The organism is Vibrio sp. B7 (assembly GCF_963888765.1).
Classification (GTDB): domain Bacteria; phylum Pseudomonadota; class Gammaproteobacteria; order Enterobacterales; family Vibrionaceae; genus Vibrio; species Vibrio anguillarum.
Map to the genome: position 1 here is coordinate 1 of NZ_CAWPKR010000008.1, position 15,598 is coordinate 15,598.

11 protein-coding genes and 1 tRNA gene are annotated in these 15,598 nt (G+C 45.7%); 5 read left to right on the plus strand and 7 right to left on the minus strand.

What is annotated here, in order from left to right; translation table 11 throughout:
- Positions 1 to 35: 35 nt before the first annotated feature.
- A tRNA-Asp gene (locus AACV32_RS04245) sits at positions 36 to 112 on the plus strand.
- A gap of 198 nt (positions 113 to 310) precedes the next feature.
- Here the strand turns inward: AACV32_RS04245 and add are convergent.
- The 6 genes from add to glnA all read right to left on the minus strand — a co-directional run bounded on the left by add (position 311) and on the right by glnA (position 8,825).
- On the minus strand, positions 311 to 1,315 hold the full coding sequence (add, locus tag AACV32_RS04250; protein ID WP_017049395.1) for an adenosine deaminase: 1,005 nt from the start codon (positions 1,313 to 1,315) through the stop codon (positions 311 to 313).
- A gap of 91 nt (positions 1,316 to 1,406) precedes the next feature.
- Positions 1,407 to 3,956 carry a bifunctional diguanylate cyclase/phosphodiesterase gene (locus AACV32_RS04255; RefSeq protein ID WP_038171465.1) on the minus strand — a complete coding sequence of 850 codons (2,550 nt, stop codon included), beginning with the start codon at positions 3,954 to 3,956 and terminating at the stop codon, positions 1,407 to 1,409.
- Positions 3,957 to 4,061: 105 nt separating this feature from the next.
- Positions 4,062 to 5,465, minus strand: a complete 1,404-nt coding sequence (gene glnG, locus AACV32_RS04260) for a nitrogen regulation protein NR(I) (protein ID WP_013855452.1) — start codon at positions 5,463 to 5,465, stop codon at positions 4,062 to 4,064.
- A gap of 39 nt (positions 5,466 to 5,504) precedes the next feature.
- Positions 5,505 to 6,551, minus strand: coding sequence for a nitrogen regulation protein NR(II) (gene glnL / locus AACV32_RS04265; RefSeq protein WP_170895675.1), 1,047 nt, complete (start codon positions 6,549 to 6,551; stop codon positions 5,505 to 5,507).
- Between the two features lie 134 nt (positions 6,552 to 6,685).
- Positions 6,686 to 7,267 carry a DUF4124 domain-containing protein gene (locus tag AACV32_RS04270; protein ID WP_170895676.1) on the minus strand — a complete coding sequence of 194 codons (582 nt, stop codon included), beginning with the start codon at positions 7,265 to 7,267 and terminating at the stop codon, positions 6,686 to 6,688.
- 148 nt (positions 7,268 to 7,415) lie between these two features.
- Positions 7,416 to 8,825: a glutamate--ammonia ligase gene (glnA, locus tag AACV32_RS04275; protein WP_170895677.1), complete on the minus strand. Its 1,410-nt coding sequence runs from the start codon at positions 8,823 to 8,825 to the stop codon at positions 7,416 to 7,418.
- A 500-nt stretch (positions 8,826 to 9,325) separates the two neighbouring features.
- Here glnA and typA point away from each other — a divergent pair, with 500 nt between their 5' ends.
- The 4 genes from typA (at position 9,326) to AACV32_RS04295 (ending at position 13,608) form a co-directional block, all read left to right on the plus strand.
- Positions 9,326 to 11,149, plus strand: coding sequence for a translational GTPase TypA (gene typA, locus AACV32_RS04280; RefSeq protein WP_010319743.1), 1,824 nt, complete (start codon positions 9,326 to 9,328; stop codon positions 11,147 to 11,149).
- Between the two features lie 133 nt (positions 11,150 to 11,282).
- Positions 11,283 to 12,197: a virulence factor BrkB family protein gene (locus tag AACV32_RS04285; RefSeq protein WP_017045688.1), complete on the plus strand. Its 915-nt coding sequence runs from the start codon at positions 11,283 to 11,285 to the stop codon at positions 12,195 to 12,197.
- The gene (gene dtd / locus AACV32_RS04290; protein ID WP_013855445.1) at positions 12,169 to 12,603 is read left to right on the plus strand and encodes a D-aminoacyl-tRNA deacylase; all 435 of its coding nucleotides are present in this window, start codon (positions 12,169 to 12,171) and stop codon (positions 12,601 to 12,603) included. Before AACV32_RS04285 ends, dtd begins: the two co-directional genes overlap by 29 nt.
- 72 nt (positions 12,604 to 12,675) lie before the next feature.
- Positions 12,676 to 13,608 carry a bifunctional GNAT family N-acetyltransferase/hotdog fold thioesterase gene (locus tag AACV32_RS04295; RefSeq protein ID WP_017048711.1) on the plus strand — a complete coding sequence of 311 codons (933 nt, stop codon included), beginning with the start codon at positions 12,676 to 12,678 and terminating at the stop codon, positions 13,606 to 13,608.
- Here the strand turns inward: AACV32_RS04295 and AACV32_RS04300 are convergent.
- Entirely contained in the window at positions 13,569 to 15,503 is a 1,935-nt protein-coding gene (locus AACV32_RS04300; RefSeq protein WP_170895678.1) for an AsmA family protein, read from the minus strand. The genes AACV32_RS04295 and AACV32_RS04300 overlap by 40 nt on opposite strands.
- Positions 15,504 to 15,598 lie beyond the last annotated feature (95 nt).

A 15,598-nucleotide genomic window follows, 5' to 3' on the forward strand; every position in this document is an offset into this window, starting at 1 on the left:
CCAGGCTTTGAATATTGTCTAACCAGACACGCTGCGGAGCGGTAGTTCAGTTGGTTAGAATACCGGCCTGTCACGCCGGGGGTCGCGGGTTCGAGTCCCGTCCGCTCCGCCACTTATTAAGAAGCCCTGCTAGTAATAGCTGGGCTTTTTTCGTTTTAGCAAAATAGCATTTTATTTTTTATCACTCTCAGGACAGTCGTGTGGTAGCTACACTTTGTTCAATCTATTCTTATTCTTTTCGGTCTCTATGTCTTAGGTATAAAAAAACCGATGTATTAAACATCGGCTAGAGAGACATGGTTCAGGAGATTTAGCTACGCAAAGCGGCTTTAGCTGACAGTGCTTTTTTATCTGAGTCTGAAAGAAAGGCTAATTCTAATCCGTTAATTTGCGCTTGTCTGATCTGCTCTTGAGAAAGACCCGCTTGAGGTGCTGCAACTTCATATTCATATGGAAGTTCAATACCTTCAACCGCTGGGTCATCAGTATTTAAACAAGCAAGTATCCCGTGCTCTAAAAACTGTTTTATAGGATGATGAGCAAGAGAGTTTACTGTGCTCGTTTGGAAGTTTGACGTTAGGCAAGACTCAATGCCAATACGGTGTTTGGCAAGATAATCCATTAGCTTAGGGTCATGGACGGCTTTTACTCCGTGTCCAATGCGTTCTGCACCTAGCTCTTTAATTGCCTGCCACATACTTTCTGACCCCGCCGCCTCTCCAGCATGTACTGTAACTCTTAGTCCTGCATCTCGTACTTGTTTAAAGTGAGAAATAAATCGCTCGCCCGGCTGACCAAGTTCATCGCCCGCTAAGTCGACTGCAACAATGTGCTGCTTTTGAGTCAAAATAGCGTCTAGCTCCTGCTGACAAGCATCGGTGCCAAAAGTGCGGCTCATAATTCCTATTAGGTTAGCCTGAATACCGAAGTCTCGAACGCCCGCTTGTACCCCATCAACTACAGCCTCAACAACGCCAGCGATAGGCAGTTGATGTTTCATAGCCATATAGTAAGGAGAGAACCTCAGCTCGGCATAATCAATTTGAGCATTTAAGGCATCTTCGACATTTTCGTAGGCGACTCTTCGGCAAGCATCGAGATCACCCAATACGGCAACTCCCCAATCAAGTTTTGATAGAAAGGCGACCAATGATGGTTCTGCTTCGACGATTTGTACATGAGGTGTGAGCTCTTCTATGTTGCCAGCTGGCAGCGCTACACCAAATCGTTGCCCTAGTTCTAAGATAGTTTTGGTTCGAATGTTGCCGTCAAGATGGCGATGCAAATCAGTAAGCGGTAGGTTTTTAGTTATCATTATGTTTTTCCGAAAGTGTGTATGGCATCAAGTATAAAAATCAATGTGGCCAGTGTCAGCTAGCAAAGAGTATTAAATCACCCAATTCTGTTTATTTGGCTTTTATGTTTACCATATCTGTTGACCATTCGTTAAAAGGGATGGCTTTACTAAACAGAAAGCCTTGTCCCTGAGTGCAGTTAAGCATGGTTAGGAGATGGACTTGCTCTTTGGTTTCAATACCTTCTGCCACAATTTCGACATTAAACCCACGAGTCATGTTGATGATTGCCGCAACGACTGAGCTACTGAGATTTGTCTGTTCGAGCTGCGATACAAACGCCCTGTCTATTTTTAGACAATCGAATGGAAGTTGATGTAAATAAGAAAGGGAGCTGTATCCGGTACCAAAATCATCTATCGCGATATGGATGCCCAGCTCTTTGAGTTTGTTCATGTTTGCTAAAATAACTGGGTCGTTATCAACAATTCTTGATTCTGTGATCTCTAAAGCGAGGTTATTGGGTTCAAGCCCCGTTCTTTCCAAAGTCGCTTTGAGTTCATGAACAAACTGAGGTTGAGATAGCTGGTTCACTGAGAGGTTGACGTGCATTTTAAACGTCGATCCCCATTTACCCATCTTGATGCCTTGCATCGTGTCAAAACACGCTTGATACAAGATTTGCTCACCAATCAGGCCAATAAAGCCGCTTTCTTCAGCGATAGGAATGAATTCCAAGGGGGGAATGATATCACCGCTTGGTGTCACCCAGCGTGCCAAGGCTTCAGCTCCGATGATATCTCCCGTTGATAAGTTTACAATTGGTTGATAATACGGAATATATTCTTTGTTCTCTATGGCAAGCTTAATTTGAGTGAGCATTTGCGTACGTTTACGAGAAACATCGTCCATCTCTGGAGAGTAATAGCAGATCCTTGAGCGCTCTTGCTTGGCGTGGCTGAGTGCGATGCTACCATTACGTAACCATAGCGCCATAGTATGGAGTGTGTCATTAGGGAGTACGATGCCAATGGAGGCATTGACGACCACTTTTTCATTATGCATTGAGAATGGGACAGCAAACATTTGTAATATACTGTTAGCCGCGGATTGGGCTTCATTCTTTTGTTGTAAAGAGGGGATGTAAATAGCGAATTCATCACCACCTGTACGAGCAATACATGAGGTGCTTGCAAATAGTGTACGTAATTTTTCAGCAATAGTTTGTAATAGTAAGTCACCTTGCTGATGTCCCAAGCTATCATTAATATCTCTGAATTTATCGATGCCGATAAGCAATAGGCTGCCATTAATTTGATTTAATTGACTAAAATTATCAATTAAACCTTCACGGCTATAGAGCTTGGTTAGGGAATCGTAGATCAATTGGGAATGCAATGCCTTAAATGAGGCTTTTAGGTTGTTGGCCATTTCATTGAATGAATAAACAAGCAAACTCGTTTCATAAATATTGCCAGCTTTCGGCATGTTACTTTCCCAATCCCCTTTTGCTAGATGCTGAGCAGCAGCCGCGGTAGCGGTAATTGGAGTGGTGATTCGATTAAAGGCAATGAGCCCTATACCGATGCCGATAAGGCTGACAATGCTGCCAATAATCCAACTGTTTTGTTGGTTTTCTGGCAATCGACCAAGTAGATCGGTTTCTGAAATCGAGACGCCAATAAACCATTCGATGCCATGTTTATCTTTAAAGGGAGTGAGATGATTAAAATAGCGGGTGCCATCAACTACCGTTTCGAATTTGTTGAGTGTTGCTGACAGCATTTTGTCATGGTTATCAATATAATGTGCACTGGCTTGGATCACTGGGTTGGCATTTTCGATAGCCAGTAGTCGCTCTCCTTTTGCCGACAGTTCGGTCCCCCAAGAGACAACGGTGCTGGTATTGGAGTGAGCCACCAATCTTTTTTCTGGATCAATAATATACACGTTGGCATGAGTTTTCTGTTGCAGTGAGGCCAGAAACGCATTGAACGTATCGATTTTCACATCAGTCACCAAAACACCGATGAATTTGTTCATAGAGAAAACGGGTGCTAAAGCAGAGAGCGTGATCTCTTGGCGTTCATCAACATTAGTGTAGATTGGCGACCAACTTGGGCTTAAACTTTGTGCAACTGGAGTATACCAGGGGCGAGTTCTTGGATCATAATCGGCAATGGTGGAGCGAATATCTTGATTGATGGTTTTTCCTGAGTAGATCACCAAGTTTTGCTGAGTTCGATTATCTTTCACCATCAAGGTAAAACTATCACCAATCTCTTTGCGAAAGCCCACGTACTCCGCCTGTTCGCCACCAAATCCGATCACATCAATTTGTTCTAGCGGTCGATAAAGCGTTTCAAAACTGGCAAGCAGATATCCTTCTACTTTACTGACATCGTCCGCAGAATAGAACTGACTAAAGCCGATCGTGTGGCTTAAAGCGAGGCTGGCTTGAAAAGGTTCATCGAGAAAACTGTTCAGTCGCTGCTCTACATTGGCATTTAATGATGAAAGCTGCTTGCTGCTAATGTCATCAACCATCTCTTCATAACTGTATTTTTGTACACCCACAATCACTCCAATCGTTATGAGGAAAATCATAACAAATGGTAGAACAACGGCTGTTTTCAACGTTATTTGATTCGTAAATGACATGTCGTGTCTTCTGCATCCATACAAATTATCGGTAAAACACGCAAGGTGGTGGGTGATTGCATTGTGCCAGAAAGTGAATCACTGCACCTGATCATTAAAAAATTATCAGTAAAGTTCTTTTAACTTCCTTGTCAACGTATTGCGCCCCCACCCAAGCACCTTAGCTGCGTCTTGTTTGTGACCATTGGTGTGATGAAGTGCTGCTTCCAAAAGTATACGTTCAAATTCAGGAAGTGCATAAGAAAGCAGCTCTGTTTCTCCTGAAGCTAATGAAGATTTAGCCCAACTTGCGAGTTGTTGTTGCCAACTTATAGCACTATCAAAGTCACTGTTTTTCTTTTCCGACAATAATTCGGAAGGAAGATCACTGGGTAGCACCTCGCTGCCACTGGCCATTACAGTTAACCAGCGACACATATTTTCAAGTTGTCGTACGTTTCCCGGCCATTCAAGACGATTCAAAATTTCAATGCTCTTAGGATGTAGCGTTTTCATTTCTACGCCTAATTCTTTTGCTGCAGAGGCGAGAAAGTGCTTGGTCAGTTTTTCTATATCTTGGCTTCGCTCACGCAGTGCTGGGATATGAATACGAATGACATTGAGACGGTGGAAGAGATCGTCACGAAACTTTCCTTGATGAACGAGTTTTTCTAAGTTTTGGTGAGTGGCGGCGACAATGCGTACATCCACTTTGATTGCTGAATGCCCTCCTACACGGTAAAACTGACCATCGGCTAAAACACGCAGTAGCCGAGTTTGAATGTCGAGCGGCATATCGCCAATTTCATCTAAGAATAGAGTGCCCCCGTTGGCCTGCTCAAAACGCCCTTGGCGGACACTGTTTGCACCGGTGAATGCTCCTTTCTCATGACCAAACAGTTCTGACTCGATGAGATCTTTTGGAATTGCGGCCATATTGAGGGCAATAAACGGTTTTTGGGCACGTGGGCTATGGCGATGAAGCGCGTGAGCGACTAACTCCTTCCCGGTTCCTGATTCACCATTGATCAAGACTGAGATTGAGGAACGTGATAAACGGCCAATCGCCCGAAATACCTCTTGCATTGAAGGGGCTTCTCCAATGATTTCCGGTGTACTATCAACGCCAATCTGTTGATTGGATTGTTCTTTGCGCTGCTCCTGACTATGAGCAATGGCACGTTCAACCAAGGTGAGGGTTTCATCGACATCAAAAGGTTTAGGCAGATACTCAAAGGCACCTTTTTGATAGGCATTCACCGCGGCATCAAGATCTGAGTGGGCAGTCATGATGATGACGGGCAACTCAGGAGATCGTGAATGAACTTGGTTTAGCAGCTCAATACCATTCATGCCCGGCATGCGAATATCGGAAACGAGCACATCGGGCGTTTCTCTTTCTAGCGCCAGTAACACACTTTCGGCATCGGAAAACGTTTCGCATTTTATGTTGGCTGATGAGAGCGTTTTTTCCATCACCCAGCGGATCGAACTATCATCGTCCACCACCCAAACGTATCCTTTACTCATAATGTTTATTCCTTAGCAGCAAACCCAATCAGACATCGGTCAAATGGGTAAATAAATAGTAAATGTGGTTCGACCTGGCCAGCTTTCAACATCGATTTTTCCATTGTGCTGATCGATCAGGTTTTGTGAGATAGAAAGACCCAGCCCCGTTCCACCTTCACGGCCGCTGACCATGGGATAAAAAAGTGTGTCTTGTAATTCGGTAGGAATGCCTGGGCCGCTATCGCTGATTTCTATGCGTGCCACTAACTTATGGCGCTGTCCGTGAATATTGGCTTGGTGCACTGTTCTGGTGCGAAGTGTGATTTTACCATGCGGATCATGAGATAAAATCTGTGCCGCATTGCTGACGATATTCAGTAATGCCTGCTCGATTTGATCGGTATCCATCAAAATATCGGGCAAGCTGGGGTCATAATCTCGTTCAATCACCAAGTGTGTGCTGGCTTCTAGCTCAACCAATTGGCGGACTTTTTCCAAAATTACATGGAGATTTTCAGAGCACTTCTTGCCTGGTTTTTGTGGGCCGAGCAAACGGTCAACAAGAGCGCGCAGTCGATCGGCTTGTTCAATAATAATTTGGGTGTACTCAGTGAGACTGTGGTCCGGCAACATCTTTTCTAGCAGTTGCGCCGCGCCGCGTAGCCCACCTAATGGGTTTTTAATTTCATGCGCCAGCCCGCGAACTAAGAGTTTTGCCGCTTGCTGTTGGGCGTGCTGATTGAGCTCTTGTGTTAACCGTCGTTGTTGGCCAATTTTGCGCATTTCGACCAAAAGCATCAGCTCGCGTTGCCAAGATATAGGGCTCACGGTCACTTCCAGCATCAGTGGCTTACCATCGACCACAAACGTAACATCGCTATCAGTAATACTTTGGCCACTTTGCAACGGCTGAGAAAGCAGCGCTAAATCAAGAGAAGCGTGCTGGATGAGTTTTGACAGTGGTTGGTTGATAATTCGCTTAGCACTTTGGGAGAAGAGTTGTTCAGCCGCTGGATTGGCATAACGAATACAAAGAGACTCATCGAGCATCAAGGTGGCGGTAACGATATTATTTAAAATCGTTTGGCTTAGCTCACAATTCACGTTTTCATCCTTGTCCGTGTTCCCAAATGATGCAATGCACAACTTTGGTGCATTGCATGGCTAAGTATGGCGCATCGGTGTCAGAAGAAAAAGTGAAACCTGTTGTTATATCGAGCTTATTGGCGAAGAGTTCATCACTTGATGCTGGCTCGATGTAAATGCACCGTCACAGGGTTAGACGATGCAATAATCTTGCCGTTTACAACTACTTGAATTAAAAAGCGATGCGTTCCTCTGTCTAGATTTTTCAGCGTCCAAGTAGGTTGAGTGGCGGGGGCGCCATAGGCCTTGTCATTCATGACCAATTGCAACTGTTCATTGACGGTTAAGTTGCGATTGAGTTCGGCGTTGATTGAAATAACGCCCGCATTGCTGCGTAAGGTTTCATCGTCAGCCGGAGAGCGAATTGCAATGGTCAGCAGTTCCATTTTGTTGATATTGGTTGCGGATTTTTCCAGTGGCAGATTTTTGGTGAGGTTAGTGACGGGGTGAGAGGTTTCAAAGGTTGGCTCAGGCGCATCGGCCTGAAAATCAGGAATCGAAATTTGCTTTGCTCTCTTATCCTGTGGGACATCGCTAAGATGCAACACGCCGTTCGCATCCACCCACGTATAGACGTTTTGTGCAATTGAAGTCGCGGAATAAAGCATGATGAGTGTTAGGAGTAAAGTTCGGATCAGATTCACAGTCATCCCCCTATATAGAGATGTTTTCACGTTAAGGGTATCGGCTTTTGAGTGCCGTTATTGTTGTAACGCTAATGTTACGACGTCCGGAATTAACCCCAAATATGAAAAAGGCTCACCTGCGAGGCGAGCCTAATAAATCCATAACCTAAGTTACATTTTGTACTAAAGCTAAGAATTATACCGAGTAGTACAATTCAAATTCTAGTGGGTGAACGGCCATGTTGACGCGTTCTACATCTTTTGCTTTTAGCGTGATGTATGAGTTGATGAAATTATCAGAGAATACGCCGCCAGCGGTCAGGAATTCACGATCTTCATCCAGTGCTTTTAGTGCCACTTCAAGTGACTCGGCTACTTTTGGAATCTCAGCGGCTTCTTCTGCTGGTAGGTCGTACAAATCTTTATCCATCGCTTCTCCCGGATGAATCTTGTTCTTGATACCATCAAGACCAGCCATAAGAAGAGCGGCAAACGCTAGGTATGGGTTTGCTGCTGGATCTGGGAAACGAGCTTCGATACGACGTGCTTTCGGGCTTGGTACCACTGGAATACGGATAGACGCAGAACGGTTACGAGCCGAGTAAGCTAGCATTACCGGTGCTTCAAACCCAGGGACAAGGCGCTTGTACGAGTTTGTTGATGGGTTAGCAAATGCGTTGATGGCACGCGCGTGCTTGATGATACCGCCAATGTAGTAAAGCGCTAAGTCAGATAGACCGCCGTACTTGTCACCAGCAAATAGGTTTACACCATCTTTTGCAAGAGATTGGTGAACGTGCATACCTGAACCGTTGTCGCCAACCAGAGGCTTAGGCATGAAGGTCGCTGTTTTACCAAAGGCGTGCGCAACGTTGTGCACCACGTATTTGTAGATTTGGATCTCATCGGCTTTCGTGGTTAGCGTATTAAAGCGAGTGGCGATTTCGTTTTGACCTGCGGTCGCTACTTCATGGTGGTGAGCTTCAACGACGAGGCCCATCTCTTCCATGATCAAACACATGGCTGAACGGATGTCTTGTGATGAGTCAACCGGTGCAACAGGGAAATAACCACCTTTCACACCAGGGCGGTGACCTTTGTTACCACCTTCAATTTCAGCGCCAGTGTTCCAAGCCGCTTCGATATCATCAATTTTGAATGAGGCACCAGACATATTGTTGGTGTATTTCACGTCATCAAAAAGGAAGAACTCTGGCTCTGGACCGACAAGAACGGTGTCTGCGATACCTGTTGAACGCATGTAATCTTCTGCGCGTTTTGCGATAGAGCGTGGGTCACGATCGTAGCCTTGCATGGTTGCAGGCTCTAGAATGTCACAACGAATGTTAAGTGTTGCGTCTTCTGTGAACGGGTCAAGAACTGCACTTGATGCATCAGGCATCATCACCATGTCAGACTCATTGATTCCTTTCCAGCCAGCAACGGATGAACCATCGAACATCTTACCTTCTTCGAAGAAGTCTGCGTCGACTTGATGAGCAGGAATAGAGATATGTTGCTCTTTGCCTTTCGTGTCGGTAAAGCGCAGGTCAACAAACTTAACTTCGTTTTCTTGGATCAGCGATAGAACGTTTTCTACTGACATCTTGGATAACCTCCAGTGTTATTAAAGCGGTAATGGCCCGAATCGAATTGAAACTAGCATTGATTAATTTCATTCTAAACTTATTAATCGATGCTGTTTCTAACATAGCTAAATTCGTGCCAATTAAATTAATCCTTTAATTTCAAGTGCTTTGGTTGTTCTTTGTCGAATTTAAATGCTTCTCTGCACCAAAAAGATCCTTATTTGCACTATTTTGGTGCCTTGAGTTTTATGTTGCACCATTAACTACCAAAGCGCACACTATTCAGCCTAGGTTTACTAGGCTTGTCAATGCTGATTTAGTCCATTTTGATGCAATTTGTTTTAAAGCAAGTAGCGGACTAAGCTTGTGGTGAGCGAAAATCAGCGCGATAGATCACATATTTCTAGGTTTTTCGCCAAAATCTGGTACATTATTGACCGTTTTTTTAATCAAGTTCTATGCTCGTTGCGGCCTCATGCCGAAGCGAGTTACTCCCTTAATAAGTGAAGCAAAATCCATGGCTACTCCACAGATTGATAAATTAAGAAATATCGCGATCATCGCACACGTTGACCACGGTAAAACAACGTTGGTTGATAAACTGCTGCAACAGTCAGGTACGTTAGAGTCTCGCGGTAATACGGAAGAGCGGGTCATGGACTCGAACGATATCGAGAAAGAGCGCGGTATCACTATCCTTGCAAAAAATACAGCCATTAACTGGAATGATTTCCGTATCAACATCGTAGATACTCCAGGACACGCCGACTTCGGTGGTGAAGTTGAGCGTATCATGTCAATGGTTGACTCTGTTTTGCTGATTGTTGATGCGGTTGATGGCCCAATGCCACAAACTCGCTTCGTAACACAAAAAGCCTTTGCTCACGGTTTGAAACCAATCGTTGTTATTAACAAAATTGACCGTCCTGGCGCTCGCCCTGATTGGGTTATGGATCAAGTGTTCGATCTGTTCGACAACCTTGGTGCAACGGATGAGCAGCTCGACTTTAAAGTGGTTTATGCCTCTGCACTGAACGGTTGGGCGACACTTAACGAAGGTGAAGTTGGCGAAAACATGGAGCCTTTGTTCCAAGCGATCGTTGACAATGTAGAGTCACCACAAGTTGACCTTGATGGCCCACTACAAATGCAAGTTTCTCAACTTGATTACAGCTCTTACGTTGGTGTTATCGGTGTTTGTCGTGTGACTCGTGGTAGCGTAAAAGCGAACCAACAAGTAACAGTCGTCGGCGCTGATGGTAAGAAACGTAACGGTAAAGTTGGTACAGTTCTGGGCTATCTTGGCCTTGAGCGTAACGAAGTTGAACAAGCTAACGCTGGCGACATCATTGCGGTAACAGGTTTAGGTGAACTGAAAATTTCAGACACCATTTGTGACCAAAACTGTGTTGAAGCCATGGTGCCACTATCCGTTGATGAACCGACAGTGACCATGACTTTCCAAGTCAATACCTCACCGTTTGCAGGTAAAGAAGGTAAATACGTGACTTCACGTAATATCCTTGAGCGTCTGCAAAAAGAGCTTGTTCATAACGTAGCATTGCGTGTTGAAGAAACCGACAACCCAGATCGCTTCCGCGTTTCAGGTCGTGGTGAACTTCACCTATCAATCCTGATTGAGAACATGCGTCGTGAAGGCTTTGAACTTGCGGTTTCTCGTCCTGAAGTTATTTTGAAGGAAGAAGACGGCCAGAAAATGGAACCGTTCGAAACCGTAACGATCGATGTGATGGAAGAGAGCCAAGGCGGCGTGATGGAGAAAATCGGCCTACGTAAAGGTGAGCTGACGAACATGACTCCAGACGGCAAAGGCCGTGTGCGTCTTGATTTCATGATGCCTTCTCGCGGTTTGATTGGTTTCCAAACAGAATTCATGACCTTAACCTCAGGTTCAGGTTTGCTTTACCATACGTTTGATCATTACGGCCTACACAAAGGCGGTAACATTGGTCAACGTAACAACGGCGTGTTGATCTCTAACGCGACAGGTAAAGCGTTGACTTATGCTCTGTTCAACCTACAAGAGCGCGGTCGCCTATTTACTGAGCACGCAGATGAAGTGTACGAAGGCCAAGTGATCGGTATCCACAACCGTTCTAACGACCTAACAGTGAACTGCCTGAAAGGCAAGCAGCTGACAAACGTTCGTGCTTCTGGTACTGATGAAGCGCAAGTATTGTCACCTGCAATCAAGTTTACACTTGAGCAAGCACTTGAGTTTATTGACGACGATGAACTAGTGGAAGTGACCCCACAGAGCATTCGTATCCGTAAACGTCATTTGACTGAGAATGATCGTAAACGTGCAAGCCGTGGCTAATACCGTCATGGTATAAGTTAACGAGTTAATCTAAGGGCGAGGAGTGTACTTCTCGCCCTTTGCTTATCTGCAATATAGTCAGTTTTAGGTATAGAATGGTGATTGATGATAAAAATAAGCAGGGAGAAGGCATTTGAAAATCAAAAAGCTTGGCAAACAATGTTTACTGTTTACGCGTTATTTACTCAGCCGGATGGATCATGACCGCGTCAATGTTAATGCGGGCTATTTGGCTTATATCACGTTGTTGTCGATCGTACCTATGCTTACCGTGCTGTTATCAATTCTCTCCTCATTTTCTATTTTTGCCAATGTCGGTATGGTTATTCAAGATTTTGTGATCACCCATTTTGTGCCTGCCGCAGGCGATGTAGTGCGAGAGGCGTTGCTCGAATTTATCGCGAATACAGGTAAGATGACGGCCGTGGGCGGGGTATTTTTATTCGTTGCAGCTTTAATGCTGATTTCTAATATTGACAAGAATTTAAACTACATTTGGCGAGTTAAAGATAAACGGCGCATGGTGCTCTCTTTTTCAATGTATTGGATGGTTCTTACGCTCGGGCCAATTTTAGTCGGCGCGAGTATTGCGGCAACCTCGTATATTACCTCACTCAAGATTATTGACAGCGAAGCACTCTCTGGTGCTTATAATTTGTTGCTGCGCTGGCTACCTTTTATTTTGTCATTCTCTGCTTTTGTCGGTTTGTACCTGCTGGTGCCGAATAAAAAAGTGCATCTTTCACACGCCTTGGTCGGGGCAATGGTGGCGGCTATTTTATTTGAGTTCAGTAAAAAAGGGTTTGCTGCTTATATTACTCAGTTTCCCTCCTATCAACTGATTTACGGCGCACTGGCGGCGATCCCTATCCTGTTTGTGTGGGTCTACTTATGCTGGATGATTGTGCTCGTTGGGGCGGAGGTGACGGCGACTTTGGGTGAAAAAGAGCACTGGAGCAATGAGCAAGAAATGCTAAACTCATTGCCTATCTCCGAGCAAATGATAAAGGGAAATCAGAGTGATAGCGTTGATCCAGAGAGTGAGTGAAGCGGCGGTACGTGTTGATGGGGAAGTGGTTGGCGAAATCAATCAAGGCTTACTGGTGCTACTTGGGGTCGAAAGAGATGACGATGAGGCAAAGGCCAAACGTCTAGTCGAACGCGTGACTCAGTACCGCGTGTTTGAAGATGAAGAGGGAAAAATGAACTTGAACGTGCAACAAGTGAACGGTCAGGTTTTAGTGGTGTCTCAATTTACATTGCCAGCCGATACCAAAAAGGGGACGCGTGCCGGATTTTCAAAAGGTGCACACCCTGCTGATGCTGAGCGTCTGTATGATTACTTTTCGGATTTGTGTGAGCACATTTTGCCAACTCAGCGTGGCCGCTTTGCACAAGATATGAAAGTCTCGCTGATTAATGATGGCCCAGTGACATTCTGGCTTCAGGTTTAATAAAGAAATGGATAGAGCCTCCTTCGTTGGGATCATGCGGAGTATGAGAGGCTGTGATTTAGGGATAACCAAATGTTTAAACTGATTACGCCAAGTACCGACAACCAACTGAATAAATACTACCATTTTCGCTGGCAAATGCTGCGTGAGCCATGGCATCTACCGATCGGCTCGGAGCGCGATGAGTATGATGGCATGAGCCATCACAGGATGATTGTCGATGGTCGTAACCGACCGATTGCCATTGGTCGCTTGTACATTACGCCAGATTGCGAAGGGCAAATTCGCTATATGGCGGTTAAAAGTAGCCGTCGCAATAAAGGTATGGGCTCTTTGGTGCTGGTGGCGCTAGAGTCGCTGGCTCGTCAAGAAGGTGCAAAGCGCCTAGTCTGTAGCGCCCGTGAAGATGCGATTGCATTTTATGAAAAGAACGGCTTTGAACGCCGGGGCTCGCTCAATGATGAACGCGGTCCGGTTCGACATCAACAAATGGTCAAACCGCTTGATCCCATGGCCAATGTGATTCGCAAACCTGAATGGTGTACTGAACTGCAAGAACGCTGGGCCACGCACATTCCTATCAGCGAAAAAATGGGCATTAAGGTGACTCAATATACGGGCTACCAATTTGAGTGCAGCGCTCAGCTCAATCCGAATTTGAACCCACACAACACCTTATTTGCAGGCTCGGCATTTACCCTTGCCACCTTGACCGGATGGGGAATGGCATGGTTGCTGATGCGTGAGCGAAGCCTGAATGGCGATATTGTTTTGGTTGATAGCCGCATCCGCTATCGTCACCCTGTGGTGCATAACCCTTTAGCCTTCACTTCATTGGATGGCATCAGTGGCGATTTAGATCGTTTAGCCAGTGGACGTAAAGCGCGTATCGTCGTCAATGTCACTATCACCAGTGGCGGTAAACCCGCCGTTGAATTTACGGGAACCTATATGTTGATCCCCAATTACAAGGCATTGTTAGCCGCCGCATCATTGGCTGAGTAAGTATCGGTTTCTGGATCACACGAATAGATGGTGTGCTGTGTGTTGTGGAGCAGTTCGAAGTGCATCTCACGGCACATCTGTTGGAGGTTAAGGTTAAGTTGTCCTTTCTCCAACTTGACCAAATCCACGTGACCATCAAGGTTTGCCTTGAGCGTCTTTCCAACCAGCGGCGTTGTATTAATCATCATCCGCCCTCTGTCTGAGTGAATGACTAAACCTTCGAGCGTAAACGGCTCATGGCTGAGGTTTTGCTCAGGATCGCTTAGCGTTAATATGCCTTGTCGAATATTGAGCGTTGCTTCACCTGTGAGGGAGTGGGCGAAGGTGGCGTAGTCTCCGGCGAGGCCGTTGACCTGCGCTTCCAATTCACTGATACCCTCTATGGTAAAGGGAAGCTGGGTGACTTTATTGAGCACCGCTAGCGGTAGCCCATCGGCATGAATGTTGGCTTGCCAAGGCTGACTTAACGTTTGGAAATTCCAACGCGCAGTGGCATCGATATAGCCGTTTTCTAACGGCATGAATAAACGATCTAGGTACCATTGGCCTTGCTCGCTGCGCATCTCAACGACGCTTTGCGTGCTCAATAGTGAATCGTAGCTGGCGCTGTTTGCGCTGATATTGAGCGTGCCTTGCCACAATCCCAAGCGTTTTTCTTTTACGAGAGTTAACTGCTTCCCTTTGGCATGGACACCAGACAATTGCCAATAAGGTGGCGCAAATAATTGAATGAGTTGGCTATTGGCGATGGTGAGTTGCTCGATGGTGAGGTTATCAACCCACGGCCAATGCTGGCTCAGCGACGTAAAATCATCTTTGCTTTCGCTCACCCATTTTACACCGCGAATAGTGAGCTGTTGCAGCGATGCTGAGGTTGGGGTGATAACACCCGCCCATTGAATATCACCTTGCTTAAATTCACTACTAAAATCCTCAATGATCAGTTTACCCGGCTCGGTGCGCAGGCTAAAGGTCGGCTCCACCCACTGCTGACCTAGCCAAGTTGCATCGTCGGCTTGCAGCGAGAACTTACCTTGTTGCTGCTGCCAAATATTGCTGTATGGATAAATGTTCTCCAGCGAAATATCGACGTTACGCAAGCTGATATCCGCAAGCTCGATCTGACTGTTTAAAATATCTAAGCTATTGATATGGTCTATTTTGTCAAAGAGCTGAAACCAACCCGATTGGCGTAAGGAATGACTCATATCTCGGCTAAGATTGAGTTTTTCCAGTGTCACATTGATCAGCGACCAACCTTGAGGATACTGCTCGGCTTGACCTGAAATAGCCGCGCCGCGCCATGACAACGAGAGCCCATAGACGGTGCTGTTGGCAGGTTTGTAATCCATATCGAGCAGTAGGTTATTCAGCGCTTCTCCTTGCCAATAAAATTGTTCAGCTGAGAGTTGTATCTCGCCGAAAGGCAGAGCTGTTGGAGCATCCGGCCAATGTGGATTTTTAATCTGTAGGTTAACACCACGCGCTAGCCAACCTTGTTGGGCGATGTCGGCGTGATTGAGCGCGATTTGGCTCACCGAAATGGGCCATGATCGCAAATCGGTAGGAAGGCCATTTTGTAGACTGATACCACTAAGTAGCACGCTATCAACGGCGATTTTTTGGTCGCGAATGAGCTGTGGGCTGAGCCAAATATCGGCTTGCTCTATCGGGATATGCTGCTTATTTTGCCGCAGTGTTAATTGGTTGAACTGAAAATGCAAAGGATACTGGTATTGAAGAGATTGAAACGTCACGTTTCCTTTCGAAAGCCGTTCAACGAGAGTTTGAGCAACGGGAGTAGCATAAGAGGTATGTAGCAGTGCAAACATACCCAGCATGAAAGTGAGAAATAGCGCGATGATCGCAATCAGCAATGCCAAAGCCTTGTTCATGGTGTCCTTACTCGTAAATCGTTACCTGCGACAGAGTGAAACAAATTACCTCACGCAGCAACAAAAAAAGCCCCTTATCAAAGGGGCTTGCTACT

Bases quoted from the DNA above. Each gene is read 5' to 3' on its own strand.
- glnG (WP_013855452.1), bottom strand. From the start codon at position 5,465: ATGAGTAAAGGATACGTTTGGGTGGTGGACGATGATAGTTCGATCCGC.
- AACV32_RS04295 (WP_017048711.1), top strand. From the start codon at position 12,676: ATGTTTAAACTGATTACGCCAAGTACCGACAACCAACTGAATAAATAC.
- add (WP_017049395.1), bottom strand. From the start codon at position 1,315: ATGATAACTAAAAACCTACCGCTTACTGATTTGCATCGCCATCTTGAC.
- AACV32_RS04300 (WP_170895678.1), bottom strand. From the start codon at position 15,503: ATGAACAAGGCTTTGGCATTGCTGATTGCGATCATCGCGCTATTTCTC.
- typA (WP_010319743.1), top strand. From the start codon at position 9,326: ATGGCTACTCCACAGATTGATAAATTAAGAAATATCGCGATCATCGCA.
- AACV32_RS04255 (WP_038171465.1), bottom strand. From the start codon at position 3,956: ATGTCATTTACGAATCAAATAACGTTGAAAACAGCCGTTGTTCTACCA.
- glnA (WP_170895677.1), bottom strand. From the start codon at position 8,825: ATGTCAGTAGAAAACGTTCTATCGCTGATCCAAGAAAACGAAGTTAAG.